Below are 26850 nucleotides of genomic sequence, written 5' to 3' on the forward strand. Positions count from 1 at the left end.
GTTACATTCCGAACCCGGAAGCTAAGCCTCACAGCGCCGATGGTACTGCAGGGGGGACCCTGTGGGAGAGTAGGACGCCGCCGAACTATTATTAATAGAGCTGGTCCCTGAACTTCGGTTCAGGGACCAGCTCTTTTTTGTTTTGCGTCACTTGCCGTTCACGTTCCGCAGCCAACATCTTGAGTCATGGGGACAGTTGGCATGTTGCGAGCCGCAGGTGTCGGTGCTGGTGACGAGGTCATCGTGCCGGCGTTCGGAAACGTCGAGATCGCCGAGGCCGTGGTCCTGGCAGGGGCCGTGCCCGTGTTCGCGGACATAGATCGGGCGACGTACTGCCTTGATCCTGATGCGGTGACCGCCGCCGTGAACTCCCGTACGGCCGCTGTGGCCGTCGTGCACCGCTTCGGGCACCCCGCCGACATCAGGCGGCTGCGGGACGTCGGGCAGCGGCACGGCGTCCTCGTACTGGAGCAGGGCGAGTCGGACGCTCCGTACGACGAGCTCGCGCAGCGGAGGGCGCACGCGGCCTACCTCAGCGGGCGGCTCGGCGGTGTGATCACCCCGGACGGCGTCGAGGGGCACAGCTATCAGCAGTACGTCGTGCGCGTGCCCGGGAACGGGCGGCCGGACCGGGACGCGTTCGCGCGTGCCGTGCGGGCCAAGGGAATTGACTGCCGGGTGCCCGTGAAGACGCCCGCGCATCGCACGCCGAAGTTCTGGCGGGACGTCTATCTGCCGGAGACCGAGCATGCCGCGGACGAGACGCTGGCGCTGCCGGTCGCCGCGTCGATGTCGCGGCGTGAACTGCAGCGCGTCGTGTCCGCCTGCAACGCGCTCGGTGGGCTTCTTCAGCCGGCCTTCTAGGAGAATCTCCTACTAGGACGCCGTCTTGGGGTGGGACTTGAAGAACTCCCACATCAGGTCGGTGGCGTTGATGCCCGCGCCGGGATCGGACATGCTGCCGCCCGCGCCGTCCGGCCAGGAATGGCCCATGTCGGGCAGCCGGTACACGATCACGCCCGAGCCGTCGCGGCACTTGGCCGTCGTCTTCTTGATTTTGTTCTTGAGTTTCTCGGTCTTGTCCGGCTTGCAGGACAGGCGTTTCTGCCAGGCCGTGATGCCCTCGTCCATCCCTGTGTAGTGCTCGTCGAGGCCGCCGATGAAGGTGATCACGGAGACCGGGGTCTTCGGCATGTACGAGTCCATGGCCGAGTCGGGGCCGAGGTAGCCGCCGCTGACCGGGGCTATGGCCGCGAAGGTGTCGGGGAGTTCGACCGCCAGCTTGTAGGACATGTCCCCGCCGTTGGAGATGCCGGTCGCGTAGAGGCGGTCCGCGTCGGCGTTCCAGGTGCTGGTCAGCCTCTTCGTCAACGTACGAATGAAGCCGACGTCGTCCTCGGTGCCGCAGCAGATCAAGGCGTTGAAGCCTTGGTTGTGGCCGTCGGGGTAGGCGACGAGGAAGTTCTCCTTGTCCGCCTTGGCGTTGAGGCCGCTGATGGCGGCCGCGGCCGCGCCGTTGGCCGGATAGGGGTGCATGGCTACGACCAGCGGGAGCTTCTCGGTGCGGGTGTATCCGGGTGGGGCGTGCACCGTATAGACGCGCTTCTTGCCCTTCCAGGTGAGCGTGACCTTCTGGTCGCCGGGGCGCGGGGTCTCCGCGGTCGGCGGCTTCTTGGTGGGCTTCTGGTCCGGGGCTTCGCTGTCGTCGTCGGATCCGCACGCTGTGAGCAGCAGGAGCGGGGCGGTCAGTGCCAGGGATAAGGCGTACCGCTTGGATGCGCCACGTCGGGTCAGCATGGGCGCACAGTGGCAGGGCCGGTGCGGGTGGTCCAGAGGAATGGTCGGTTCGAGGTGGCTTCACTTTCGGGTAGGATCTATTCCGTTGCCAAGCGGGAAACCGCGAAGCGCAACAGGCCCCTATAGCTCAGTCGGTAGAGCGTCTCCATGGTAAGGAGAAGGTCTGCGGTTCGATTCCGCATGGGGGCTCAGAGAGCAAGTCGGGAAAGTCCCCGCCCAGTTGGGCGGGGACTTTTCTGTTTCCCGGGGGCCCTTGGGCCCCCGGGTGAGGTGCTTCAGTCCTTCTGGAGGCCGGGGACCCGCATCGCGAGGATCGCCATGTCGTCCGACGGCGCGTCCGTCGCGAAGCGCTCCACCGCGCGCATGATGCGGGCCGCGACCGCGCCTGCCGTGAGGCCCGTGCAGGTGGTGAGGACGTCCGCGAGGCCGTCGTCGCCGAGCATGCGGGTGCCCTCGCGGCGCTCGGTGACTCCGTCCGTCACGCAGAGCAGGACGTCGCCCGGGTCGAGCGTCACCGTCTGTTCGTAGAGCTCCAGGTCGTCCATGACACCGAGGAGCGGCTGCGGCTCCGCGTACGGCTCGACCGTGCCGTCCTGGCGCAGGCGGAGCGGGAGCGGGTGGCCGGCGCAGACGATCTTCAGGACGGCCGAGCCGTCCTCCTGGGGCCACAACTCCCCGTAGAGGAGGGTGAGGAAGCGGCTGCGGGCGCCCTCGTCGAGGATCGCGGCGTTCAGGCGCTCCAGGACCGCGGGGCCGCCGAAGCCCTCGCGGGCCAGGAGACGCAGGGCGTGGCGGGCCAGGCCGGTGACGGCGGCGGCCTCCGGGCCCGTGCCGCAGACGTCGCCGATCGCGAAGCCGTACGCGCCGTCGCGGATGGGGAAGAGGTCGTAGAAGTCGCCGCCGACCTCATTGCCCTCGCCGGCCGCGCGGTAGATGACCTCGACCTCGACGCCCGGGATCTGCGGGAGCCCCGGAGGAAGCAGGCTGCGCTGGAGGGACTGGCTGATGGCCATGCGCTCCGAGTACAGGCGGGCGTTGTCCAGGGCGAGGGCCGCTCGGCGGGAGAGATCTTCGGCCAATTCCAGGATCTCTTGGCGGAAGTGTTCGTCGGAGGGCTTGCCCAGCGTGAGCATGCCGATGACGCGGTTGCGGGCGACCAGGGGCAGGACGACCGTCTCGCCGCCCACCGCCGATGCCGTGGAGAGCGTCGTGCCGATTCCCGAGCCGAGGCTCATCGGTTCACCGAGGCCGAGGCTGCGCATGGAGGTGCGCAGGGCGGCCTGGTGGGCCGCTTCCGAGGGGGCGGCCCAGACGCGGGCGCCCGGGGTCGGCACGGGGTCAGGAGGGGCGATCTTGGAGAGGAGTGCCTTCAGGCCGTCGATGCGCTCCTCGTCCTCATGGAGGACGTACGAGAGATAGGGCTCGGAGGCCTGGTCGGCGATCGTGTAGACGGCGCACCAGGTGGCGAGGGTCGGGACCGTCATCTGGGCCATGAGGGCCAGAGTCTGGTCGCGGTCCAGGGTGCCCGCGAGGAGGTCCGAGGCCTCGACGAGGAAGGAGAGGGAGCCGCGGCGCAGGCGCTCCAGCTCGCCGAGGCGCGCGGACTCGACGGCGAGGGCGATGCGGTCGGCGGCGAACTGGAGGCGCAGGGCCTCTTCGTTCGAGTACCGGTCGGGGGACTCGGCGGCGACGCCCAGGGAGCCTGTGAGGCGGCCCTCGACCTTCAGCGGGACCGTCACCACTGAGCGCATGCCCGTGCCGCTCAGGAGCGGTACGGCGCCGGGGACGACCGTGAGGTCCTCGTGGACGGCCGGCATGCGGGCGGAGCCGTACCGGCCGGGGCCCGCCTCCACGGGGACGCGGGCGAAGCGCTGGCGGGCGGAGGGCAGGCCCGTGGAGGCGCGGACCTCCAGCTCGGTCTCGTCGTCCGTGGCGAGGAGCAGGAAGGCGGCGTCGCCGTCGAGCATGTCGCGGGCGCGCTCGACCGTGCGCTGGAGCAGACCGTCGAGGTCGTCCGGCGCGGGGGAGCCGATGAAGACCTCGAAGGGGTCGGCGGTGTGCGACTCGGTGAGCGTCCCGGGCTCGGGGGCGGGGCCGCGCAGCGGGGTCTGCAGGACGGCGCGCTCGTCGTCGCGGACGAGCAGGCAGACCGTGGACGGTTCGCCGTCGGTGTCGCGGACGCGCAGGTGTGAGGCGTAGACGGGGGTGACGCGGCCGTCGGAGCCGCGGATGCCGTAACTGCCCTCCCAGCGGGAGAGTTGGAGCGCTTCCACGATGCCCGTGCTGGTGCCCGGCGTGTGCGGCCAGGCGGCGAAGTCGGTGAGAGGCTTGCCGATGACCTGTTCCGCGACGTACCCGAAGAGCTCTTCGGCGTCTTCGTTCCAGGCGGAGATCGCGCCCACGCGGTCGATCTGGACGACGGCGACGCGGACTCTGCCGTCGGTGAGCGGGAGCATCTCGGCGGGGAGGGCGGGGCCTGCCGCTCGGGTGCCCACCGAGCGGTCGGGGAGGTCGAGTTGGAACCAGACCTGCTTCTGCGTGGGGGTGTAGTCGACGCCCCAGCGGGTGGCGAGCGCCGCGCACAGCTGGAGGCCTCGGCCGCCCTCACGGTCGGGGTTGCCCATGTTCACGGCGGACTGCTGGAGCGGGATCTCCCGTTCCGGATAGTGGTCGGAGACCTCGATGCGTACGGCGTCCTCGCTGCGCAGACACAGGACGTCAGCGGCGGTTCCCGCGTGCACCACGGCGTTGGTGACCAGCTCGCTGGTGAGGACGACGGCGTCGTCGACGATGTCCGTGAACCCCCAGCCCTGGAGGGTGTCGCGGACAAAGGAGCGGGCCGTCGCGACGGACCGTCCGACGGGGTCGAAAGTCGCAGCCGCGCGCGCGGTGATCACAGAACTCCTCGTACGAGTATCGACGCCCAGATCTCCCACCATGGTGCGGCCGCCCCTCCGATGCCCGCTTGTACGTGTGCCACCGCCCAGGCCGGGCAGGACCGGGGTGGTTGGACAGCCGGATGCCAGGTTACTTACCTTCGCCGTCCATGCTGATGCCGGTCGTCAGTGTTTCCGCCCGGAGGGTGTGCGGACGGTGTGCGAAGCTGCCGAACTGTTATGGCCTGGTTCAGCCATGGTGAAACACTGGGCAGGCTTCTTGGAGAGAGCCCAGGTAACCCGAGCAGTACGGTCGACCCTTGCGGGAGGGACACAGTGGAGTCTGGCGCAGCGACGCGGGGCACTAAAACGCGCGCGAAAGACGGACAGTCCCAGAGTAAACAGCGCAAACCGCGCCATGGGGCGACTACGTCAGTGGACACGGCGGCCCTGAACAGGCTGCTCGCGGCGCTCGCTGCCATGCGGGACGGAAACTTCCGCAAGCGGCTCACGGTCTCCGGTGACGACGTCATGTCCGAGATCGCCGCTGTCTTCAACGAGGTGGCCGACCGGAATCTGCATCTGACCGGTGAGCTTTCCCGGGTGCGGCGCATGGTCGGACGTGAGGGAAAGCTCACGGAGCGGCTGGAGAGCGGCGCCAGTGAGGGCTCGTGGGCCGCGGCGATCGATGCGTCGAACGCCCTCGTCGACGATCTCGTACGTCCCGTCTCCGAGGTCGGTCGTGTGCTCTCCGCGGTCGCGGAGGGCGACCTGGAGCAGCGGATGGAGCTGCGGGCGCAGGCGGACGAGGGGAACGGCCATCCGCTGCGCGGGGAGTTCCTGAAGGTCGGCCGGACGGTCAACAACCTGGTCGACCAGCTCTCGACGTTCACCGACGAGGTCACGCGGGTGGCCAGCGAGGTGGGCACCGAGGGCAAGCTGGGCGGTCAGGCGCGGGTGCGCGGAATGTCCGGTTCGTGGAAGGACCTCACGGATTCGGTGAACACCATGGCGTACCGGCTCACCGCGCAGGTACGTGACATTGCTCTCGTCACGACGGCGGTCGCCAAGGGTGACTTGTCCCGGAAGGTGACCGTTCACGTCGCCGGCGAGATGCTGGAGCTGAAGAACACCGTCAACACGATGGTGGACCAGCTCTCGTCGTTCTCCTCCGAGGTGACCCGCGTGGCGCGCGAGGTCGGCACGGAGGGCGAGCTCGGCGGCCAGGCACAGGTGCCGGGTGTGGCGGGAGTGTGGAAGGACCTCACCGACTCGGTGAATCTTATGGCCGGGAATCTCACCGCCCAGGTGCGTGGGATCGCCCAGGTCACGACGGCCGTCGCGAACGGCGATCTGTCCCAGAAGGTGACGGTGAGCGCGCGCGGCGAGGTCGCCCAGCTCGCCGAGACCATCAACCAGATGACCGAGACGCTGCGTACGTTCGCGGACGAGGTCACCCGGGTCGCGAACGAGGTCGGTGCCGAGGGGCAGCTGGGCGGTCAGGCGAACGTGCCGGGCGCCGCGGGGACGTGGAAGGACCTCACCGACTCGGTGAACACGGTCTTCCGGAACCTCACCACGCAGGTGCGGGACATCGCGACGGTGACGACGGCGGTCGCCAACGGTGATCTGTCGCAGAAGGTCACCGTCGATGTCGCGGGCGAGATGCTCGAGTTGAAGAACACCGTGAACACGATGGTGGACCAGCTCTCCGCCTTCGGTGCCGAAGTGACGCGTGTGGCGCGGGAGATCGGTGTCGAGGGTGAGCTCGGCGGCCAGGCGCAGGTGCAGGGCGCGGCCGGCACGTGGAAGGACCTGACGGACTCGGTCAACACCGCCTTCCGCAACCTCACGGGCCAGGTCCGCAACATCGCGCAGGTGACGACGGCGGTCGCCAACGGAGATCTGTCGCAGAAGGTCACCGTCGACGTCTCCGGCGAGATGCTCCAGCTGAAGAACACCGTGAACACGATGGTGGACCAGCTGTCGTCCTTCGCCGATCAGGTCACGCGGATGGCACGCGACGTGGGCACCGAAGGACGCCTCGGCGGCCAGGCCCGCGTGGACGGCGTCAGCGGCACCTGGAAGGAACTGACCGACTCCGTCAACTTCATGGCGGGGAACCTGACCTCGCAGGTGCGCCAGATCGCCCAGGTCACCACGGCGGTGGCGCGGGGCGACCTGTCGCAGAAGATCGACGTGGACGCGCGCGGCGAGATCCTGGAGCTGAAGAACACCATCAACACGATGGTCGACCAGCTCTCCGCCTTCGCGGACCAGGTGACGCGGGTGGCCCGCGAGGTGGGCACGGAAGGCCGTCTCGGCGGTCAGGCGCAGGTGCCCGGCGTGGCCGGTGTGTGGCGCGATCTGACCGACTCCGTGAACGGCATGGCCGGCAACCTCACCGCTCAGGTCCGCAACATCGCGCAGGTGGCGACCGCGGTGGCGCGAGGTGACCTGTCGCAGAAGATCGACGTGGACGCGCGCGGCGAGATCCTGGAGCTGAAGAACACCCTCAACACGATGGTGGACCAGCTCTCGGCCTTCGCCGAGCAGGTGACGCGGGTGGCCCGTGAGGTGGGCACGGACGGCATCCTGGGCGGCCAGGCCGAGGTGCAGGGTGTCTCCGGCACCTGGAAGGACCTCACGCAGTCCGTGAACGGCATGGCGAACAACCTGACCCTTCAGGTCCGCAACATCGCCGAGGTCACCACGGCCGTCGCCATGGGCGACCTCTCCAAGAAGATCACCGTCGACGCGAAGGGCGAGATCCTCGAGCTCGTCACGACCGTGAACACGATGGTCGACCAGCTCTCGAACTTCGCCGAGCAGGTCAACCGCGTGGCCCGCGAGGTGGGCACCGAGGGCAACCTGGGCGGCCAGGCGAGGGTCCCGGGCGTCACCGGCACCTGGAAGGACCTCAGCGACAACGTCAACCTGATGGCGAACAATCTGACCGCGCAGGTGCGCGGGATCTCCCAGGTCGCCGCGGCGGTCGCCAACGGAGACCTCACCAAGAAGGTCACCGTCGAGGCGCGAGGCGAGGTCGCGCAGCTCGCCGACACCGTCAACACGATGGTGAAGACGCTGAGTTCGTTCGCGGACGAGGTGACCCGGGTGGCCCGCGAGGTGGGCACCGACGGCATCCTCGGCGGTCAGGCCCGTGTGCCCGGAGTCTCGGGGACGTGGAAGGACCTGACGGAGTCCGTGAACGGCATGGCCTCCAACCTCACCGGCCAGGTCCGCAACATCGCGATGGTCACCACCGCGATCGCCAAGGGCGACCTGACCAAGAAGATCGACATCGATGCCCGGGGCGAGATCCTCGAACTCAAGACCACCATCAACACGATGGTCGACCAGCTGTCGTCCTTCGCCGAGCAGGTCACGCGCGTGGCCCGCGAGGTGGGCACGGAAGGGCAGTTGGGCGGTCAGGCGCGGGTGCGGGACGTCGACGGTACGTGGCGTGACCTCACCGAATCCGTGAACGAGATGGCCGGGAACCTGACCCGTCAGGTACGCGCCATCGCCGAGGTCGCCACCGCGGTGACACGCGGCGACCTGAACCTGAAGATCGACGTGGACGCGGCGGGCGAGATCCAGGTCCTCCAGGACAACATCAACTCGATGATCGCCAACCTCCGCGACACCACCCTGGCCAACAAGGAACAGGACTGGCTCAAGGGCAACCTCGCCCGCATCTCCGGTCTGATGCAGGGCCGCCGCGACCTGGCGGACGTCGCCTCGCTGATCATGAGCGAGCTGACGCCCGTGGTCTCCGCGCAGCACGGCGCCTTCTTCCTGGCGCTGCCCACGGACGATGGGGCGGAGCCCGGCGCCGAGCAGGGAGACGCGTACGAACTGCGCATGATGGGCAGTTACGGCTACTCCATGGGTTCCATGCCGACGTCCTTCCGGCCCGGCGAGACGCTCATCGGCACGGCGGCACAGGAGCGGCGCACGATCCTCGTGGAGAACGCGCCCTCCGGCTATCTGCGGATCGCCTCCGGCCTCGGTGAGGCGCCGCCCGCCCAGGTGATCGTGCTTCCGGTGCTCTTCGAGGGGACCGTCCTCGGCGTGATCGAGCTGGCCGCCTTCCAGGCGTTCACGCAGATCCAGAAGGACTTCCTCAGTCAGATCGCCGAGATGATCGCGACGAGCGTCAACACCATCAGCGTCAATACGAAGACCGAGGTGCTGCTCAGGCAGTCGCAGGAGCTCACCGAGCAACTGCGGGAGCGGTCGGCGGAGTTGGAGAACCGGCAGAAGGCGCTGCAGGACTCCAACGCCGAACTGGAGGAGAAGGCCGAGCTGCTGGCCCAGCAGAACCGCGACATCGAGGTCAAGAACACCGAGATCGAAGAGGCCAGGCAGGTACTGGAGGAGCGTGCCGAGCAGCTCGCCGTCTCCATGCGGTACAAGTCCGAGTTCCTGGCGAACATGTCGCACGAACTGCGTACGCCCCTCAACTCCCTGCTGATCCTGGCCAAGTTGCTGGCCGACAACGCCGACGCGAACCTCACCCCCAAGCAGGTGGAGTTCGCCGAGACGATCCACGGGGCGGGCTCGGACCTGCTGCAGCTCATCAACGACATCCTCGACCTGTCGAAGGTCGAGGCGGGCAAGATGGATGTCTCCCCGACGCGCATCGCGCTCGTCCAGCTCGTGGACTACGTAGAGGCCACTTTCCGGCCGCTGACCGCGGAGAAGGGGCTCGACTTCTCCGTACGCGTGTCTCCGGAGCTGCCCGCGACCCTGCACACGGACGAGCAGCGGCTCCTGCAGGTGCTGCGCAACCTCCTGTCCAACGCGGTGAAGTTCACCGACTCCGGAGCCGTCGAGCTGGTGATCCGGCACGCGAACGCCGATGTGCCCAACGCCATCCGCGAACAGCTCCTTGAGGCGGGTTCGCTGCGGGACGCGGACGCGGATCTGATCGCCTTCTCGGTGAGCGACACCGGCATCGGCATCGCGGGCAGCAAGATGCGGGTGATCTTCGAGGCGTTCAAGCAGGCCGACGGCACGACGAGCAGGAAGTACGGCGGCACGGGTCTCGGGCTCTCCATCAGCCGGGAGATCGCGCGGCTGCTCGGCGGAGAGATCCACGCGGCGAGCGAACCGGGCCGCGGCTCGACGTTCACGCTGTATTTGCCGCTGCACCCGAGCGAACTGCCGCCGCAGGGCTACTCGCAGCTTTCCCCGCTGCCGGGAACGGTCGCGCGGCCCGCTCTGGAAGAGGGCCCGTCCACGGCCGAGCAGCCGCCGCAGAGCGAGGCGCCGCCGGCGCCGCAGCTCGACGCGGCGCCCGACTCCGGCACGCTCTTCAGGCGCCGCCGGCGTGCCGCGCACGCGTCATCGGAGCAGCCGCCGGTCCTGCCGGGGCAGGGGCCGACCGCGGAGCAGCGGTCCCAGGAGCAGTGGGCGGCGACGAGCCAGGAGGCGCCCGAGGCGCGTCCCGGCTACCAGTTCGGCGGTGAGAAGGTGCTCATCGTCGACGACGACATCCGCAACGTCTTCGCGCTCACCAGCGTCCTGGAACAGCACGGGCTCTCGGTGCTGTACGCCGAGAACGGCCGTGAGGGCATCGAAGTCCTGGAACAGCACGACGACGTGACGGTCGTCCTGATGGACATCATGATGCCGGAGATGGACGGGTACGCGACGACGACGGCGATCCGCAGGATGCCTCAGTTCGCCGGGCTCCCGATCATCGCGCTCACCGCGAAGGCCATGAAGGGCGACCGGGAGAAGGCGATCGACTCCGGAGCCTCCGATTACGTTACGAAGCCGGTCGACCCGGATCATCTGCTCTCGGTGATGGAGCAGTGGATGCGCGGGGAGTGACCGAGAAGAGGCGTCATCACGCGGAGTTGCTGACAGAGTGTGGCCGAGGCCGTGTAGAACCACGGTATTCGGGGAACCTTCTGGTCTCCCACTGCGTTTCTGCTACGTGCACAGTGACATCGCGGTGACAGGGTGTGGCGACAGGCGGGGTGCGGCTACCATGACCGGCACAAGGACGGACGGCGTAAGGGAGTCGTCCCCTGGGGCGGCGCCCGGTGTACCGCCGGGGCGAGGAGGGCGGGCCATGGTGCAGAAGGCCAAGATCCTCCTGGTCGATGACCGGCCGGAGAATCTGCTGGCGCTGGAGGCCATCCTCTCTGCGCTCGATCAGACCCTGGTACGGGCATCGTCCGGGGAGGAAGCGCTCAAAGCACTACTCACGGACGACTTCGCGGTCATTCTGCTGGATGTCCAGATGCCAGGCATGGACGGTTTCGAAACCGCCGCGCACATCAAGCGGCGAGAACGGACCCGGGACATCCCGATCATCTTCCTCACCGCCATCAACCACGGCCCGCACCACACGTTCCGCGGTTACGCGGCGGGTGCGGTGGACTACATCTCCAAGCCGTTCGATCCGTGGGTGTTGCGCGCGAAGGTCTCGGTGTTCGTCGAGCTCTACATGAAGAACTGCCAACTGCGGGAGCAGGCAGCTCTGCTGCGCCTCCAGCTGGAGGGCGGCGGCAAGTCCACGGCGGGTGAGGCCAAGGAGCCGGCGGGGCTCCTCGCCGAACTCTCGGCGCGCCTCGCGGCCGTCGAGGAACAGGCGGAGGCGCTGTCGAAACAGCTGGACGACGACTCGGCGGATGCCGCCGCTGTCGCCACCGCGGCCCATCTCGAACGCAAACTCACCGGCTTGCGGCGGGCTCTTGACGCCCTGGAGCCGGGCACCGGCAGCGGTGCGCCTTCGGTGTCGTCGCAGAGCTGAACCGACGCGGACACCGGGCACAAGCCGACGCGGAGGCGGTGAACATCCGTCAGTTCACCGCCCCCGCAAGGGCGACACAAACGGGTGAAGCAGTGGGCACACGTGTCCGCAGTGGCCTCCACCGGTAACCTCAGACCCATGGCCTCACGTCCGTCCGCAGCCAAGAAGACGCCCGCGAAGAAGGCGGCCGCGCCCACAAAGGCTCCGGCGAAGAAGGCCGTCGCCAAGAAGCCGCCGCCCAAAAAGGCTCCGGCCAAGAAGGCGCCCGCCAAGAAAGCAGCGGCGAAGAAGCCCGCGCCCAAGCCGGCGCCCAGTCCCACGGGCGGCGTGTACCGACTCGCGCGCGCCCTCTGGCTCGGTCTCGCGCACAGCGTGGGCGCGCTGTTCCGCGGCATAGGGCGAGGCGCGAAGGGTCTCGATCCGGCGCACCGCAAGGACGGCCTCGCGCTGCTGCTGCTCGGCATCGCGCTGATCGTCGCCGCGGGCACGTGGTCGAACCTGCGCGGTCCCGTGGGCGACCTCGTCGAGATGCTGGTGACCGGCGCCTTCGGCCGCCTCGATCTGCTCCTGCCGATACTGCTCGCGGTCATCGGCGTACGCCTCATCAGGCACCCCGAGAAGCCCGACGCCAACGGCCGGATCGTGATCGGCCTGTCCGCGCTCGTCGTCGGCGTGCTCGGCCAGGTGCACATCGCCTGCGGTTCGCCCGCCCGTGCGGACGGCATGGAGGCCATAAGGGACGCGGGCGGCCTCATCGGCTGGGCCACGTCCACTCCGCTGATCTTCACCATGGGCGAGGTCCTCGCCGTACCGCTGCTCGTCCTGCTGACCGTCTTCGGGCTGCTCGTGGTCACGGCGACGCCCGTCAACGCCATCCCGCAGCGGCTGCGGCTGCTCGGCGTCAAGCTGGGCATCGTCCAGCCGGAGCCCGAAGCGGTGCAGGGCGAATACGCGGACGACGAGCGGTACGAGGAGCAGTGGCGCGAGGCGCTGCCCGCCCGCTCGCGCAGGCGCGCAGAGGCCCCTGAGGCGTACGCCCCGGAGCAGGCGGAGGAGGAGGCGCTCACCCGGCGGCGCAGGCCCCGCAGGGCGTCCGCACAGCCCTCTCTGGACCGGCCGATGGACGCGGTGGACGTGGCGGCCGCCGCTGCCGCCGCCCTGGACGGCGCCGTCCTGCACGGCATGCCGCCGTCGCCGCTGGTCGCCGACCTCACGCAGGGTGTCTCCGAGAAGCGCGACGAGCAGTCCGCGGAGAGCTCCACGCCGGTTCCGGCCGCGGAGAGCTCCGTCCCCGTACCGACCGCGCGTGCGACGGACAGCCCGCCGCCCGGTGTGCTCCGCAAGAAGCCGGGGGAGCCCCGCGACACCTCGGGTTCCGGCGTGAAGGACCTGACGAAGGCCGCTCCGGACGTGCCGCGGGATCTGCCGCCGCGCGCCGAGCAGCTGCAGCTCGCGGGGGACATCACGTACTCGCTGCCCTCGCTCGACCTGCTCGAGCGCGGCGGTCCGGGCAAGACCCGCAGCGCCGCGAACGACACGGTCGTCGCCTCGCTCAGCAATGTCTTCACGGAGTTCAAGGTCGACGCGGACGTCACCGGCTTCACACGGGGCCCGACGGTCACGCGGTACGAGATCGAGCTCGGCCCGGCCGTGAAGGTCGAGAAGATCACGGCCCTTGCCAAGAACATCGCGTACGCGGTCGCCAGCCCCGACGTCCGCATCATCAGCCCCATCCCCGGCAAGTCCGCGGTCGGCATCGAGATCCCGAACACCGACCGCGAGATGGTCAACGTGGGCGACGTGCTGCGTCTGGCGGACGCGGCCGAGGACGACCACCCCATGCTGGTGGCGCTCGGCAAGGACGTCGAGGGCGGCTACGTCATGGCCAACATGGCGAAGATGCCGCACATCCTGGTCGCCGGAGCCACCGGCTCCGGCAAGTCGTCCTGCATCAACTGTCTGATCACCTCGATCATGATGCGGGCGACCCCCGAGGACGTACGGATGGTCCTGGTCGACCCCAAGCGCGTCGAGCTCACCGCGTACGAGGGCATCCCGCACCTGATCACGCCGATCATCACCAACCCCAAGCGGGCCGCCGAGGCCCTCCAGTGGGTCGTGCGCGAGATGGATCTGCGCTACGACGACCTGGCGGCGTTCGGCTACCGCCACATCGACGACTTCAACCAGGCCGTCCGCGACGGCAAGCTCAAGACGCCCGAGGGCAGTGAGCGCGAGCTCACCCCTTACCCGTACCTCCTGGTGATCGTCGACGAGCTCGCCGACCTGATGATGGTCGCCCCGCGCGACGTCGAGGACTCGATCGTGCGCATCACGCAGCTCGCGCGCGCGGCGGGCATCCACCTGGTGCTCGCCACGCAGCGGCCGTCCGTGGACGTCGTGACCGGTCTGATCAAGGCGAACGTGCCTTCGCGGCTCGCCTTCGCCACCTCCTCGCTCGCCGACAGCCGCGTCATCCTCGACCAGCCGGGCGCCGAGAAGCTGATCGGCAAGGGTGACGGGCTCTTCCTGCCGATGGGCGCGAACAAGCCCACCCGAATGCAGGGCGCCTTCGTCACCGAGGACGAGATCCACGCGGTCGTCCAGCACTGCAAGGACCAGATGGCCCCCGTCTTCCGGGACGACGTCACGGTGGGGACCAAGCAGAAGAAGGAGATCGACGAGGACATCGGCGACGACCTCGATCTGCTGTGTCAAGCCGCTGAGCTGGTGGTTTCCACGCAGTTCGGGTCCACGTCGATGCTTCAGCGCAAGCTGCGGGTCGGCTTCGCGAAGGCCGGACGGCTCATGGACCTCATGGAATCGCGCGGCATCGTGGGCCCCAGCGAAGGCTCAAAGGCTCGTGACGTTCTTGTGAAGGGCGATGAGCTGGATGGCGTGCTTGCCGTGATCCGGGGGGAGGCTCACCCATAAGGGAGCGGCAGGCAACCGTTTCCCTTCGGCATACGTCAAGTTGAGGGGAGGGACAGCACCATGCTCCACCATCAGGATGTCCGGCCATTCCGATGGCGTACAAACTCCGTCGCCCAGTTGCCCCACCTTTTCCGAACCCCCCTAGACTGAACATCCGGCAGGTGGCTACACGCTCGAAAGGCGCCCCCGTGTCCATCGGCAACTCCCCTGAAGACGACCGCCCTTCAGACCACCGACCCACTGACGACCGGCCCGCTGACGACCGTCCGGCAGCTGAGAGCCCGGCTGACGACCGGCCCTCGATCGGGCGCACGCTGCAGCAGGCACGCATCGACGCGGGCCTGACCGTCGACGAGATCAGCACGTCCACCCGGGTGCGCATCCCGATCGTGCACGCGATCGAACAGGACGACTTCTCCCGGTGTGGCGGAGATGTGTACGCCCGCGGCCACATCCGGACGCTCGCACGCGCCGTGGGGGTCGATCCCGCCCTTCTGCTCGCCCAGTACGACGCGGCGCACGGCGGGCGCCCGCCCGCGCCCACTCCGGCGGCGCCGCTCTTCGAGGCCGAGCGGATCAGGTCCGATCCGCGCCGTCCCAACTGGACCGCGGCCATGGTCGCCGCGATCGTCGCCGTGATCGGCTTCGTCGGCTTCACCGCGTTCAGCGGAGGGGACGAGAGCGACGGCTCGAAGTCGCAGGTCGCCGAGGGTGCCACGCCCGCCACCAGCAAGCCCGCCACCAAGCCGGCGCCGAACAAGCCGGCCGACCCCAAGCCGGACCCGTCGGACAGCGCGATCGCCGGTGCCCCCCAGGACAAGGTCACGGTCAAGGTCAACGCGGCGGACGGCCGCAGCTGGATCTCGGCCAAGGACCACAACGGCCGCACGCTCTTCGACGGCGTCCTGGAGCAGGGCAAGTCGAAGACCTTCCAGGACAAGCAGAAGATCGACCTGGTCCTCGGTGACGCGGGCGCGATCAAGCTGTTCGTGAACGGCAAGGCAGTCGAGAACGAGTTCGACCCCGGTCAGGTCGAGCGGCTCACGTACACCAAGGGTGATCCCGAGGTCGGCTGAGCCGTGTGACGGGCGCCCGGACCCTCGCGGCGGGGGGCCGGGCAGGGACAAAGTAGTCTTGAGAGCATGCCCGAACGCCGTACTGTCGCCCTTGTCACTCTTGGCTGCGCCCGTAACGAGGTGGACTCGGAGGAGCTGGCAGGCCGCCTGGAGGCGGACGGCTGGCAGCTCGTCGAGGCCGCCGAGGACGCGGACGTCGCCGTAGTCAACACCTGTGGATTCGTCGAAGCCGCCAAGAAGGACTCCGTCGACGCCCTCCTGGAAGCCAATGACCTCAAGGGTCATGGCAAGACCCAGGCCGTCGTGGCCGTCGGCTGCATGGCCGAGCGGTACGGCAAGGAGCTCGCCGAAGCCCTCCCCGAAGCCGACGGTGTCCTCGGCTTCGACGACTACTCCGACATCTCCAGCCGCCTGAACACCATCCTGAGCGGCGGCAGTGTCGAGGCCCACACCCCGCGTGACCGGCGCAAGCTCCTCCCGATCAGCCCCGCCGAGCGGCAGGAGGCGGGCTCCGACGTCGCGCTGCCCGGCCACGCGCCCGTGGACCTGCCCGACGGCCTCGCGCCCGCATCGGGGCCGCGCGCGCCGCTGCGGCGGCGCCTGGGCACCAACCCCGTCGCCTCGGTGAAGCTGGCATCCGGCTGCGACCGGCGCTGCTCCTTCTGCGCCATTCCCTCCTTCCGCGGGTCCTTCATCTCGCGGCGCCCCTCGGACGTGCTCGGCGAGACGCGCTGGCTGGCCGAGCAGGGCGTCAAGGAGGTCATGCTCGTCTCCGAGAACAACACCTCGTACGGCAAGGACCTCGGCGACATCCGGCTCCTGGAGACGCTGCTGCCCGAGCTGGCCGCCGTCGACGGGATCGAGCGGGTGCGCGTCAGCTATCTGCAGCCCGCCGAGATGCGCCCCGGGCTCATCGACGTACTGACCTCCACGGAGAAGGTCGCCCCCTACTTCGACCTGTCCTTCCAGCACTCCGCTCCCGCCGTGCTGCGGGCGATGCGGCGCTTCGGGGACACCGACCGGTTCCTGGAGCTCCTGGACACAATCCGGACCAAGGCGCCCCAGGCAGGTGTCCGGTCCAACTTCATCGTGGGCTTCCCCGGCGAGACCGAGGCCGACGTGGACGAGCTCGAGCGGTTCCTCACGGGTGCGCGGCTGGACGCCATCGGCGTCTTCGGGTACTCCGACGAGGAGGGCACGGAAGCGGCGACGTACGACAAGAAGCTGGACCAGGACGTCGTCGACGAGCGGCTCGCGCGCATCTCGCGGCTGGCCGAGGAACTGACCTCGCAGCGCGCCGACGACCGTCTCGGTGAGACCGTCGAGGTGCTCGTGGAGTCCGTGGACGACGAGGACGGCGCGATCGGCCGGGCGGCTCACCAGGCGCCCGAGACGGACGGCCAGATCCGCTTCACGGGTGCCACGGGTGGGGACGACCTGCAGGTCGGTCGTATGGTCGTGGCAAAGGTGGTCGGCACGGAAGGCGTGGACCTGGTGGCTGAGTACAGCGAAATTCTGGGGGGCTCGCCCCGGATCCCGGCCGAGGAGGCGCGCAGATGACCGGAGTCCCGGCATCCGCGGCGGGCGGCTCCGGCGCGCAGGGCGCCAAGCCGGTGCGCGGCGGAAAGTTGGGCGCTGCGGCCGTCAATCAGGCCAGCGTGTGGAACGTCGCCAACCTGCTGACGGTGATCCGGCTGCTGCTCGTGCCGGGTTTCGTGATGCTGCTGCTCGCCGACGGCGGGTACGACCCGGCCTGGCGCGCGTGGGCCTGGGCGGCCTTCGCCGTCGCCATGATCACCGACCTGTTCGACGGGCACCTGGCGCGTACGTACAACCTGGTCACGGACTTCGGGAAGATCGCCGACCCCATCGCCGACAAGGCGATCATGGGCGCCGCGCTGATCTGTCTGTCCTACCTCGGCGATCTGCCCTGGTGGGTGACGGGCGTCATTCTCGGACGCGAGCTCGCCATCACCCTGCTGCGGTTCTGGGTGATCCGCTTCGGTGTCATTCCGGCCAGTCGCGGCGGCAAGATGAAGACGCTCTGGCAGGGCACGGCGGCCGGGATGTACGTCCTGGCGCTGACCGGGCCGCTGGCCACGCTGCGGTTCTGGGTGATGGCCGTCGCCGTCGTCCTGACCGTGGTGACCGGCCTCGACTATGTGCGCCAGGCCGTCGTGCTGCGGCGGCTCGGCCTCGCGGAGGCACGGGAAGCGGCTGCCGCTTCCGCCGCGGCCTCCGGCGAAGGGGCTCGGGAGTCGGCGACGTGACGTCCGCCGGCGGCCCGGCCGCGGAGGTGCTGCGGCTCCTTCAGGCGCGGGGTGAGACGCTCGCCGTCGCCGAGTCGCTCACCGGCGGTCTGGTGGCCGCCGAGGTGACGGCGGTGCCGGGGGCCTCACGGGTCTTCCGGGGGTCCGTGACGGCGTACGCGACCGAGCTGAAGCACGAGGTGCTCGGGGTCGACGGCACTCTGCTGGCCGAGCGGGGCGCCGTGGATGCCGAGGTGGCGCTGCAGATGGCGGCCGGTGTGCGCAAGGTCATGGGCGCGGACTGGGGGATCGCCACCACGGGCGTCGCGGGGCCGGATCCACAGGACGGACAGGCCGTCGGGACCGTTTTCGTGGCGGTCGACGGGCCGGTCTCATCGGCCGGGGGGCCGATTTCCACGGGTGGCGGACCGGGTTCCGCTCTTCGCTCTGAGGTGAAAGTGGCCGCGCTGCGGTTGAACGGTGAGCGTTCGGACATCCGTATGGAGAGTGTACGGAGCGTGCTCACGCTGCTGCTCGAGCGGCTGTCCGGCGAACGTGCTGGGAATGGGCGGGCACAGGATACGGAACAGAACGGGGGGAATTGATGTTTGCAGCCCTGAGTGAACACGACATCGCTCCCCGCACGGCCGCCGCGCAAGGCGGTACGGTGGGGCGTGAAGGATGCGGCTACGCGGTCCGAGGAGGGAGCCACCGATGATTCTGCTCCGTCGCCTGCTGGGTGACGTGCTGCGTCGGCAGCGCCAGCGCCAGGGCCGTACTCTGCGCGAAGTCTCCTCGTCCGCCCGAGTCTCGCTCGGCTATCTTTCCGAGGTGGAGCGGGGGCAGAAGGAGGCATCCTCCGAGCTGCTTTCCGCGATCTGCGACGCGCTTGACGTACGGATGTCCGAGCTCATGCGCGAGGTGAGCGATGAGCTCTCCCTCGCCGAACTGGCTGCGTCGGCAGCGGCTACGGAACCGGTGCGCGCACCGGTTCGCCCGATGCTCAATTCCGTCTCGGTGAGCGGTGTGCCGCCGGAACGGGTGACGATCAAGGCGCCTGCGGAAGCGGTGGACGTCGTCGCGGCGTGATGCTGCCCCGACGCTGACTGTGCACGCTGCTTGAGCGCTCAGAAGTGTGGAAGCCCCGGCCGGGTCACCGGCCGGGGCTTTTGTCTGCCTGGAGGTCCCCTGAGGTCTGTCTGGAGCTGAGCTGGGGTCTGGCTGGAGCTGCTCTGACGTCTGCCTGGAGCTGCGCTCGGGTCTGCCTGGAGAGGGTGGGGAGGGCGGAGAGGCGCTGAGGCCCCCCCTGAGATGCCCCGATTGGTGCACTTGTGCCATTGTTGGTGGGGATTTTCGATTACGGGGGTTTCGTGAGCCTTGGAGGCTGGATGTACGTCGTGAAGAGCCCTCTGTCCGATGCGGATCTGAAGACGGTCTCGGAGGCCCTGCAGGGCGCTCTGGTGGACCTGGTCGACCTCTCCCTGGTCGCCAAGCAGATCCACTGGAACGTGGTCGGGACGCGTTTCCGCTCCGTCCATCTGCAGCTCGACGAGGTCGTGGACACGGCGCGGCTGCACTCCGACACGGTGGCCGAGCGTGCCTCCACGCTCGGTGTCTCGCCCGACGGCCGTGCGGCGACCGTTGCGCGCAGCAGCGGCATCGCCGAGGTCGCCGACGGCTGGGTCAAGGACGCGGACGCGGTGGGGACGCTCGTGGACGCGCTCGGTGCGGTGATCACGCGGATGCGGGAGCGGGTCGAGGCGACCGGCGAGGCGGATCCGGTGAGCCAGGACATCTTCATCGGCATCACGGCCGATCTGGAGAAGCATCACTGGATGTTCCAGGCGGAGAACGGCTGATCGCGGAGAACCGCTGATCACGGAGAACAGCCGATCGTGGGGAACCGCTGACCGCGGAGAACTGCTGATCGCGGGGCTGATCGTGGAGAACCGCTGATCGCGGGCGGTTGATTTCGGTGGTCGTCGCCGTGCCTCGTGTGCCCTGTGGTGCGCCCTCGCGCCGGGTGAGGCCGGGCGTCTAGCGTCGACCGGGCGTCGAGCCTCAGGTGGAGGTGGTGGCCGTGGCATGGAGAGTCGTGCGGTGGGCGCCGGCTCTGGCGCTCGGTGCGCTCTGGTGGTGGGGCGTGCTGCGGCTGGCCCTCGCGCCCGATGCGGGAGTCCTGGAGGGCGCCGTCGCGGCCGGCGGGTGGGGGCTGAGTCTGCTGCCGGTGCACTGCGTGCCGAAGTCCCGGGCGGTGGGCGCCGCGTACCGGTCCAGGGAGCGCGCCCGGCGGCCGGAGAGTGCGGCCCTGCGGCCGGACAGTGCGCTGCGGTGGCCTGGGGAGGGTACGGCCAAGTCCGCTGCTCAGGCCGCCGGCGGCGCTGTCACCAAGGCATGGCGACGCCGCCGTTCGGGCGGAGGATCTGGCCGGTCGTGAAGGCGGACGCGTCGGATGCCAGGTGCAGGACTGCGTGGGCGATGTCCTCCGGTTCGCCGACGCGGCCCAGGGGGGACATACGGACCATGAGCCCCTCGGTGTGCGCCTGGGCGTCGGTGTCGTGGCGGTCGGTCATGGGGGTGCGGATCCAGCCGGGTGCCACGGCGTTGACGCGGATGCCGTGCGGGCCCACCTCGGTGGCGAGGGTCTTCGTGAGCTGGACGACGGCGGCCTTCGCCGCGCCGTAGCAGAGGAGGCCGGGGCCGCCGGTGTCGACGGCGCCCGATGCCATGGTGATGATGCTGCCGGGGCGGCGGGAGCCGTCGTCGGGCGCGTCGGCGTTCGCTGCGATCATCGCGCGGGCCGCGGCCTGGCAGGCGTACAGGACGCCCTTGAAGTTGATGTTCAGGACCCGGTCGAGGTCCTCGTCGCGGGTCTCAAGGACCGGGCTGCTGTGCATGATCCCGGCGATGGCGGCCATGACGTCGAGGCGGCCGGTGGCTGCCGTGGCGTTCGCGACGGCCTGGTCGACCTGGGCCCTGTCGGCCACGTCCAGGGCGTGGGTGTGTGCGGTGCCGCCCGCGGCCTTGATGAGCGTGGCCGTCTCGTGGAGCCCCTGGGCGTCGCGGTCGGCGCAGTGGACGGTGGCTCCCGCTTCCGCGAGGAGCACGGCCGAGGCCCTGCCGATGCCGCTGGCCGCGCCGGTGACGAATGCGGTGCGTCCGCTGAGGTCGTACGCCGTGAGGGGCATGACGGGACGGTACGGCGGGATCTGACGGGGCGTCAACTGGTGGGTGGGGGTGGGTTGCTGGGTGCGTGGGCGTGCGTGGGAGTGCCTGAGGGTGCGTGGGGGTGGGGGAGTGCGTGGGTGTGGGGGTGCGTGGGAGTGGGGGGCGGGCCTGGTCCGGCGTGGGTCAGGGGGTCGGGCCCGGTTGGCAGGTGGGGCACCAGTACGTGGGGCGGTTGCGGGAGCCGTCGCCCTGTTCCGCCGTGCGGATGGGCGTGCCGCAGCGCAGGCAGGGGCGGGGTGCACGGCCGTAGACGTACAGGCGCCGGCCCGCGCGGTCGAGGCCCGTGGTGGTGCGCGCGGCGCGGTCTCGGTTGGCTTCCAGGAGCTTCTTGGCGAGGGCGGGGAGGCGGGCGGCCGTCTCGGCGGGGAGCTCGCCGACGGGGAGCCAGGGGGTGATGCCCAGGAGGAAGCAGAGCTCGCTCTTGTAGACGTTCCCGATGCCCGCGAGATTGCGCTGGTCGAGCAGGGCCTCGCCCAGGGGGCGGTCGGGGGTCGCCAGGAGGTTGCCGATGGCCCGCTCGGGATCCCAGTCGGGGCCCAGGAGGTCGGGGCCGAGGTGTCCCACGGCCTTGTGCTCGTCGGTGGTGCGCAGGAGTTCGAGCACGGGCAGGCGGTAGCCGACGGCCGTGCGGTCGGCCGTGCCGAGGATCGCCCTGATCTGGTGTCCGGGGCCGCCGCTCCAGCGCTCGCCGGGGGCATACACCTTCCAGGAGCCGTCCATGCGGAGGTGGGAGTGCAGCGTGAGCCCGCCTTCGAAGCGGGTGAGGAGGTGCTTGCCGCGCGGGGTGACGTCCAGGACGGTGCGCCCGGTGAGGTCGACGGTCGCGAGCTTCGGGACGCGGAGGTCGGAGCGCGTGACGGTGTGCCCGGCGAGCGCGGTGTGCAGCCGCCGGGCTGCCTGGTGGACGGTGTCTCCTTCGGGCATGGGGTCCAGGGTGGCATGTCGGGGGCGAGGTGAGGGTGAGGAGCTTCGGGCGTGGTTGAGCGGGTGGCGGGTGGCGGGTGTGTGGTGGGGGCGGATGTGTGTGTTGGGGGGAGTGTGGGGGCGGCGGTCGTGTGTGAGGCGGCCCGTCGTGTGGGGCGGCGGCTGTGTCTGAGGCGGCAGTCGTGTGGGGCGGCGGTGTTGTGTGTGGGGAGCGTTACGCGCGCAGGCGTAGGCCCCGTGGGGTGGCGTGGAAGCCCGCTCCCTCCAGGAGGGCGGCGAAGGGGGAGGTGAGGGACGAGCTTCCGTTGATGCGCTCGACCGTGACCGTGCCGAGTGAGCCCGCTCGGGCCGCGGCGGCGAGGGCTTCGGCGGCCGCGTGCAGGCGGGCGTCCTCCGTGGAGGGGGTGTCGTCCTGTGGGGCCGCGGGCCAGGCCAGCAGGGTCTTGCCGCCACGCTCCATGTAGAGGGTCAGTTCGCCGTCGACGAGGACGACCAGGGAGCCTGCCTTGCGGCCCGGCTTGTGGCCCGCGTCGGTAGGCGGGTCCGGCCAGGGGAGCGCGGCTCCGTACGCGTTGGCCGGGTCGGCGGCAGCCAGGACGAGGGCCTGGGTGTCCGAGGAACGGGGGGAGTGCGGGGAGTAGTTCATCGCGGACGGTGAACTGTCCGTGCGGTCACGAGCGTTCGCCGCCGCGCGAAGGCGGTCCACCGCTCCGTCCATGGCGAACTGGGCGGCGCCGAGCCCCTCGACGACATAGCCGCGCCGCGCCTGACCGCTGTCCTCGAAGGCCGAAAGGACGCGGTACGTCGCCGAGAAGCCGCCTTCGACCCCTTCGGCCGCGACCGCCCCACGGGTCACGACGCCGTGCCGGTCCAGGAGGGTGCGGGCCAGGGCATGGGCGCGCAGGGTGGGGTCGGGTTCGTGGGCGGGGAGCAGCGACCAGCGGCCCGCCACGGTCGGCGGCCCCGTACGCGATGTGGGGCGGGCGGCGGCCGTCAGCGTGCCGTAGCGTCCGCGCGGGGCGGAGCGCTTGGCGCGGTGGGCGGTGGAGCCCGCGGTGCGGCCCGACCCCAGGAGTGAGCGCATCGGAGCGAGCGTGTCGTTCGTCAGCCTTCCGGACCAGGCCAGATCCCAGATCACGTCGGCAAGTTGGGGATCGGAGACATCGGGGTGGGTGGTGGCGCGGACCTGGTCGGTGATCTGCCGGAAGAACAGGCCATACCCCCCGGAGAGGGTGTCGAGGACCGATTGGTGGAGCGCGGTGAGCTCCAGGGGGTGGGCCGGTGGCAGGAGCAGGGGCGCGGCGTCGGCCAGGTAGAGGGAGACCCAGCCGTCCTTTCCGGGGAGAGACCCGGCTCCGGCCCACACGACCTCTCCGGCGGCGGTGAGTTCGTCGAGCATCGCCGGTGCGTACCCGGTGACGCGGGAGGGCAGGACGAGCTTCTCCAGCGCGGACGCGGGCACGGTCGCCCCCTGCAACTGTTCGATGGCGCGCACCAGTCCGTCCACGCCCCGGAGGCCGTGTCCGCTCAAGTGCTGCCACTGGGGCAGGAACTGGGCGAGCGCGGCGGGTGGCACCGGCTCCAGCTCGTGCCGCAGGGCGGCCAGTGAGCGGCGGCGCAGACGGCGCAGGACGGCCGCGTCGCACCACTCCTGGCCGATGCCCGCCGGATGGAACTCGCCCTGTACGACACGTCCGTTCGCGGCGAGGCGCTGCAGCGCGCCCTCGGTGACCGCCACGCCGAGTCCGAAGCGGGCCGCGGCCGTGGCCGAGGTGAACGGGCCGTGCGTGCGTGCGTACCTCGCGACGAGATCGCCCAGGGGGTCCTTGACGGGCTCGGTGAACGCTTCGGGGACACCGACCGGCAGTGCGGTGCCCAGCGCGTCGCGCAGGCGGCCCGCGTCCTCGATCGCCGCCCAGTGGTCGGCACCGGCGATGCGGACCTGGATCGCGCGGCGGGCGGACGCGAGCTCCTGCGCCCACTCCGCTTCGGCGCCGCGCTCGGCCAGCTCGGCGCCGGTGAGCGGCCCGAGGAGGCGCAGCAGGTCGGCGACGCCTTCGGCGTCCTTGACGCGGCGGTCCTCCGTGCGCCACTGGAGCTCCTGCTCCAGTTCCGTGAGGACGTCCGCGTCGAGCAGCTCGCGCAGCTCGGCCTGGCCGAGGAGCTCGGAGAGCAGGCGGGAGTCCAGGGAGAGGGCCGCCGCGCGCCGCTCGGCGAGGGGGGAGTCGCCCTCGTACAGGAACTGCGCCACGTAGCCGAACAGCAGGGAGCGGGCGAACGGGGACGGCTCGGGTGTGGTGACCTCGACGAGCCGGACCTTGCGGGACTCGATGTCGCCCATCAGTTCCGTGAGGCCGGGGACGTCGAAGACGTCCTGGAGGCACTCCCTGACCGCTTCGAGGACGATGGGGAAGGACCCGAACTCGCTGGCCACCTGGAGCAGTTGCGCGGCGCGCTGGCGCTGCTGCCACAAGGGCGTGCGCTTTCCGGGGCTGCGGCGAGGCAGCAGCAGCGCGCGGGCGGCGCACTCGCGGAAGCGTGAGGCGAACAGGGCCGAGCCGCCCACCTGGTCGGTGACGATCTGGTTGACCTCGCCCTTGTCGAAGGCGACGTCTCCCGCGCCCACGGGGGGCTGATCGCTGTCATGGTCCAGGGGCCGGTCGGTGGGCTCCTGGTCGAGCAGGTCCAGGCTCATCAGGTCGGCGTCCGGCAGGCGCAGCACGATGCCGTCGTCGGCGTGCATGACCTGGGCGTCCATCCCATACCGCTCGGTCAGCCTGGAGGCGAGGGCGAGGGCCCAGGGGGCGTGCACCTGCGCGCCGAACGGGGAGTGCACCACGACCCGCCAGTCGCCCAGCTCGTCGCGGAACCGCTCGACCACGATCGTGCGGTCGTCAGGGATGTGGCCGCAGGCCTCTCGCTGCTCGGCGAGGTACGTCAGGATGTTGTCCGCCGCCCAGTCGTCAAGGCCCGCGGCAAGCAGGCGCACGCGCGCGTCGTCGCGCGACAGGGAGCCGACCTCCCGGAGGAACGCGCCCACCGCACGGCCCAGTTCGAGCGGGCGGCCCAGCTGGTCGCCCTTCCAGAAGGGGAGCCGTCCCGGGACGCCGGGCGCGGGGGAGACGAGCACGCGGTCGCGTGTGATGTCCTCGATGCGCCAGGAACTGGTGCCGAGCGTGAAGACGTCGCCCACCCGGGATTCGTAGACCATCTCCTCGTCGAGCTCTCCGACGCGGCCTCCGCCCTTCTTGGGGTTGGCGCCGGCGAGGAAGACCCCGAAGAGGCCGCGGTCGGGAATCGTGCCCCCGGAAGTGACCGCCAGGCGTTGCGCGCCCGGCCGCCCGGTGACCGTGCCGGCGATGCGGTCCCAGACCACGCGGGGGCGCAACTCAGCGAAGGCGTCCGACGGATAACGGCCCGCGAGCATGTCCAGGACGGCCGTGAACGCCGATTCCGGGAGCGAGGCGAAGGACGCGGCGCGGCGGACCAGGGCAAGGAGGTCGTCGACCTGCCAGGTGTCGAGGGAGACCGTCGCGACGAGCTGCTGTGCCAGGACGTCCAGGGGGTTGGCCGGGATACGCAGCGACTCGATGGAGCCGGTCCGCATCCGCTCGGTGACCACGGCTGCCTGTACCAGGTCCCCTCGGTACTTCGGGAAGACGACGCCGGTGGACACCGCGCCCACCTGGTGTCCTGCCCGGCCGACCCGCTGCAGGCCGGAGGCCACCGAGGGCGGTGACTCGACCTGGACCACCAGGTCGACCGCGCCCATGTCGATGCCCAGCTCCAGGCTGGAGGTGGCGACGACGGCAGGCAGGCGGCCCGCCTTCAGGTCCTCCTCGACGAGCGCGCGCTGCTCCTTGGAGACCGAGCCGTGGTGGGCACGGGCGAGGACCGGAGGGGCGCCCTTGGCCGCGCCCGACTCGGCCATCAGCTCGGCGGGGGAGTGGTCCTCGGGGAGGGGCTCGCCCGTCGCGCGTTCGTACGCGATTTCGTTGAGCCTGTTGCACAGGCGCTCCGCGAGGCGGCGTGAGTTGGCGAACACGATCGTCGAGCGGTGTGCCTGGACGAGGTCGGTGATGCGCTCCTCGACGTGCGGCCAGATCGAGGGGCGCTCCGCTCCCTGGTCGGAGTCGGCGACCGGGGAACCGCCGAGCTCGGCGAGGTCCTCGACCGGCACGACCACGGAGAGGTCGAACTCCTTGCCGGACGGCGGCTGGACGATCTCCACCCTGCGCTGCGGGGACAGATAGCGCGCCACCTCGTCCACCGGGCGGACCGTCGCCGAGAGGCCGATGCGGCGGGCGGGCCTGGGCAGCAGCTCGTCGAGCCGCTCCAGGGAGAGGGCGAGATGGGCGCCGCGCTTGGTGCCCGCGACGGCGTGCACCTCGTCCAGGATCACCGTCTCGATGCCCGTCAGCGCGTCCCGCGCGGCGGAGGTGAGCATCAGGAAGAGCGACTCGGGGGTGGTGATCAGGATGTCCGGCGGGCGCGTGGACAGGGCGCGGCGCTCGGCGGGCGGGGTGTCGCCCGAGCGGATGCCGACCCGCACCTCGGGCTCGGGGAGCCCGAGGCGCACGGACTCCTGGCGGATGCCGGTCAGCGGGCTGCGCAGATTGCGCTCCACGTCGACCGCGAGGGCCTTCAGCGGAGATACGTACAGCACGCGGCAGCGCTTCTTGGGGTCGGCGGGCGGCGGGGTCGAGGCCAACTGGTCGAGGGCGGCGAGGAACGCCGCCAGCGTCTTGCCCGAGCCGGTGGGCGCGACGACCAGCACGTCCGAGCCCTCGCCGATGGCCTTCCACGCCCCCGCCTGCGCGGACGTGGGCGCGGAGAAGGCCCCCGTGAACCAACTGCGGGTCGCGGGGGAGAACCCGTCGAGGGCACTGAGGGCGCTTGACGCACCGGATGCGGACCTGACCATGACCCCATCGTGCACCCCGCCACTGACAACGGCGCCGACCTGCGGAAAAGGGTTTGCGTGGCTGTCGCAG

The 26850-nt window shown here is 70.2% G+C and carries 16 protein-coding genes, 1 tRNA gene and 1 rRNA gene; 13 read left to right on the top strand and 5 right to left on the bottom strand.

The features are described from left to right. Together rrf and AC07AG_RS36035 are read left to right on the top strand one after the other, a co-directional pair. Positions 1-86: ribosomal RNA gene (gene rrf, locus AC07AG_RS36030) — 5S ribosomal RNA — on the top strand; the annotation flags it as partial. 115 nt (positions 87-201) lie between these two features. After that, positions 202-864, top strand: a complete 663-nt coding sequence (locus tag AC07AG_RS36035) for a DegT/DnrJ/EryC1/StrS family aminotransferase (RefSeq protein WP_478760666.1) — start codon at positions 202-204, stop codon at positions 862-864. A gap of 12 nt (positions 865-876) precedes the next feature. Here the strand turns inward: AC07AG_RS36035 and AC07AG_RS36040 are convergent, their stop codons facing one another. After that, the gene (locus tag AC07AG_RS36040; protein WP_478760668.1) at positions 877-1797 is read right to left on the bottom strand and encodes a CE1 family esterase; all 921 of its coding nucleotides are present in this window, start codon (positions 1795-1797) and stop codon (positions 877-879) included. A 116-nt stretch (positions 1798-1913) separates the two neighbouring features. On the opposite strand from AC07AG_RS36040, the gene AC07AG_RS36045 reads away from it, so the two are divergent. Next, positions 1914-1986, top strand: a tRNA-Thr gene (locus AC07AG_RS36045). Between the two features lie 86 nt (positions 1987-2072). On the opposite strand, the gene AC07AG_RS36050 is transcribed toward AC07AG_RS36045, so the two are convergent. Further along, on the bottom strand, positions 2073-4736 hold the full coding sequence (locus AC07AG_RS36050; RefSeq protein ID WP_478760670.1) for a SpoIIE family protein phosphatase: 2664 nt from the start codon (positions 4734-4736) through the stop codon (positions 2073-2075). A 273-nt stretch (positions 4737-5009) separates the two neighbouring features. On the opposite strand from AC07AG_RS36050, the gene AC07AG_RS36055 reads away from it, so the two are divergent. The 10 genes from AC07AG_RS36055 (at position 5010) to AC07AG_RS36100 (ending at position 20141) form a co-directional block, all read left to right on the top strand. Beyond that, complete coding sequence (locus AC07AG_RS36055; RefSeq protein ID WP_478760671.1) at positions 5010-10517, top strand: HAMP domain-containing protein; 5508 nt, start codon at positions 5010-5012, stop codon at positions 10515-10517. 244 nt (positions 10518-10761) lie between these two features. Continuing rightward, complete coding sequence (locus AC07AG_RS36060; protein WP_249587368.1) at positions 10762-11445, top strand: response regulator; 684 nt, start codon at positions 10762-10764, stop codon at positions 11443-11445. Between the two features lie 138 nt (positions 11446-11583). Further along, positions 11584-14379: a DNA translocase FtsK gene (locus tag AC07AG_RS36065; protein WP_478760672.1), complete on the top strand. Its 2796-nt coding sequence runs from the start codon at positions 11584-11586 to the stop codon at positions 14377-14379. Between the two features lie 188 nt (positions 14380-14567). Then, complete coding sequence (locus AC07AG_RS36070) at positions 14568-15455, top strand: helix-turn-helix domain-containing protein (RefSeq protein ID WP_478760674.1); 888 nt, start codon at positions 14568-14570, stop codon at positions 15453-15455. A gap of 66 nt (positions 15456-15521) precedes the next feature. After that, positions 15522-17015: a 30S ribosomal protein S12 methylthiotransferase RimO gene (rimO, locus tag AC07AG_RS36075; RefSeq protein WP_478760675.1), complete on the top strand. Its 1494-nt coding sequence runs from the start codon at positions 15522-15524 to the stop codon at positions 17013-17015. Beyond that, a complete protein-coding gene (gene pgsA / locus AC07AG_RS36080) occupies positions 17012-17725 on the top strand; it encodes a CDP-diacylglycerol--glycerol-3-phosphate 3-phosphatidyltransferase (RefSeq protein ID WP_249587364.1) in 714 nt (237 codons plus the stop codon). Before rimO ends, pgsA begins: the two co-directional genes overlap by 4 nt. Next, positions 17722-18309: a CinA family protein gene (locus tag AC07AG_RS36085; RefSeq protein WP_478760677.1), complete on the top strand. Its 588-nt coding sequence runs from the start codon at positions 17722-17724 to the stop codon at positions 18307-18309. The genes pgsA and AC07AG_RS36085 overlap by 4 nt, the downstream gene beginning before the upstream one ends. A 109-nt stretch (positions 18310-18418) precedes the next feature. After that, entirely contained in the window at positions 18419-18793 is a 375-nt protein-coding gene (locus AC07AG_RS36090; protein WP_160507571.1) for a helix-turn-helix domain-containing protein, read from the top strand. Positions 18794-19092: 299 nt separating this feature from the next. Then, entirely contained in the window at positions 19093-19563 is a 471-nt protein-coding gene (locus AC07AG_RS36095; protein WP_478760680.1) for a Dps family protein, read from the top strand. A 221-nt stretch (positions 19564-19784) separates the two neighbouring features. Then, positions 19785-20141, top strand: coding sequence for a hypothetical protein (locus AC07AG_RS36100; protein ID WP_478760682.1), 357 nt, complete (start codon positions 19785-19787; stop codon positions 20139-20141). Here the strand turns inward: AC07AG_RS36100 and AC07AG_RS36105 are convergent. The 3 genes from AC07AG_RS36105 to AC07AG_RS36115 all read right to left on the bottom strand — a co-directional run bounded on the left by AC07AG_RS36105 (position 20089) and on the right by AC07AG_RS36115 (position 26780). After that, positions 20089-20892, bottom strand: coding sequence for an SDR family NAD(P)-dependent oxidoreductase (locus AC07AG_RS36105; RefSeq protein ID WP_478760683.1), 804 nt, complete (start codon positions 20890-20892; stop codon positions 20089-20091). The two genes, AC07AG_RS36100 and AC07AG_RS36105, sit on opposite strands and share 53 nt — an antisense overlap. A 163-nt stretch (positions 20893-21055) precedes the next feature. After that, positions 21056-21856: an Fpg/Nei family DNA glycosylase gene (locus AC07AG_RS36110; RefSeq protein WP_478760685.1), complete on the bottom strand. Its 801-nt coding sequence runs from the start codon at positions 21854-21856 to the stop codon at positions 21056-21058. 214 nt (positions 21857-22070) lie between these two features. Then, complete coding sequence (locus AC07AG_RS36115; protein ID WP_478760686.1) at positions 22071-26780, bottom strand: ATP-dependent helicase; 4710 nt, start codon at positions 26778-26780, stop codon at positions 22071-22073. Positions 26781-26850: the final 70 nt, after the last annotated feature.

The sequence above is a fragment of the Streptomyces sp. NPDC044044 genome, assembly GCF_056434405.1.

Bases quoted from the DNA above. Each gene is read 5' to 3' on its own strand.
- pgsA (WP_249587364.1), top strand. From the start codon at position 17,012: ATGACCGGAGTCCCGGCATCCGCGGCGGGCGGCTCCGGCGCGCAGGGC.
- AC07AG_RS36095 (WP_478760680.1), top strand. From the start codon at position 19,093: ATGTACGTCGTGAAGAGCCCTCTGTCCGATGCGGATCTGAAGACGGTC.
- AC07AG_RS36060 (WP_249587368.1), top strand. From the start codon at position 10,762: ATGGTGCAGAAGGCCAAGATCCTCCTGGTCGATGACCGGCCGGAGAAT.
- AC07AG_RS36105 (WP_478760683.1), bottom strand. From the start codon at position 20,892: ATGCCCCTCACGGCGTACGACCTCAGCGGACGCACCGCATTCGTCACC.
- AC07AG_RS36065 (WP_478760672.1), top strand. From the start codon at position 11,584: ATGGCCTCACGTCCGTCCGCAGCCAAGAAGACGCCCGCGAAGAAGGCG.
- AC07AG_RS36040 (WP_478760668.1), bottom strand. From the start codon at position 1,797: ATGCTGACCCGACGTGGCGCATCCAAGCGGTACGCCTTATCCCTGGCA.
- AC07AG_RS36090 (WP_160507571.1), top strand. From the start codon at position 18,419: ATGATTCTGCTCCGTCGCCTGCTGGGTGACGTGCTGCGTCGGCAGCGC.
- AC07AG_RS36035 (WP_478760666.1), top strand. From the start codon at position 202: ATGTTGCGAGCCGCAGGTGTCGGTGCTGGTGACGAGGTCATCGTGCCG.
- AC07AG_RS36115 (WP_478760686.1), bottom strand. From the start codon at position 26,780: ATGGTCAGGTCCGCATCCGGTGCGTCAAGCGCCCTCAGTGCCCTCGAC.
- AC07AG_RS36110 (WP_478760685.1), bottom strand. From the start codon at position 21,856: ATGCCCGAAGGAGACACCGTCCACCAGGCAGCCCGGCGGCTGCACACC.
- AC07AG_RS36050 (WP_478760670.1), bottom strand. From the start codon at position 4,736: ATGGTGGGAGATCTGGGCGTCGATACTCGTACGAGGAGTTCTGTGATC.
- rimO (WP_478760675.1), top strand. From the start codon at position 15,522: ATGCCCGAACGCCGTACTGTCGCCCTTGTCACTCTTGGCTGCGCCCGT.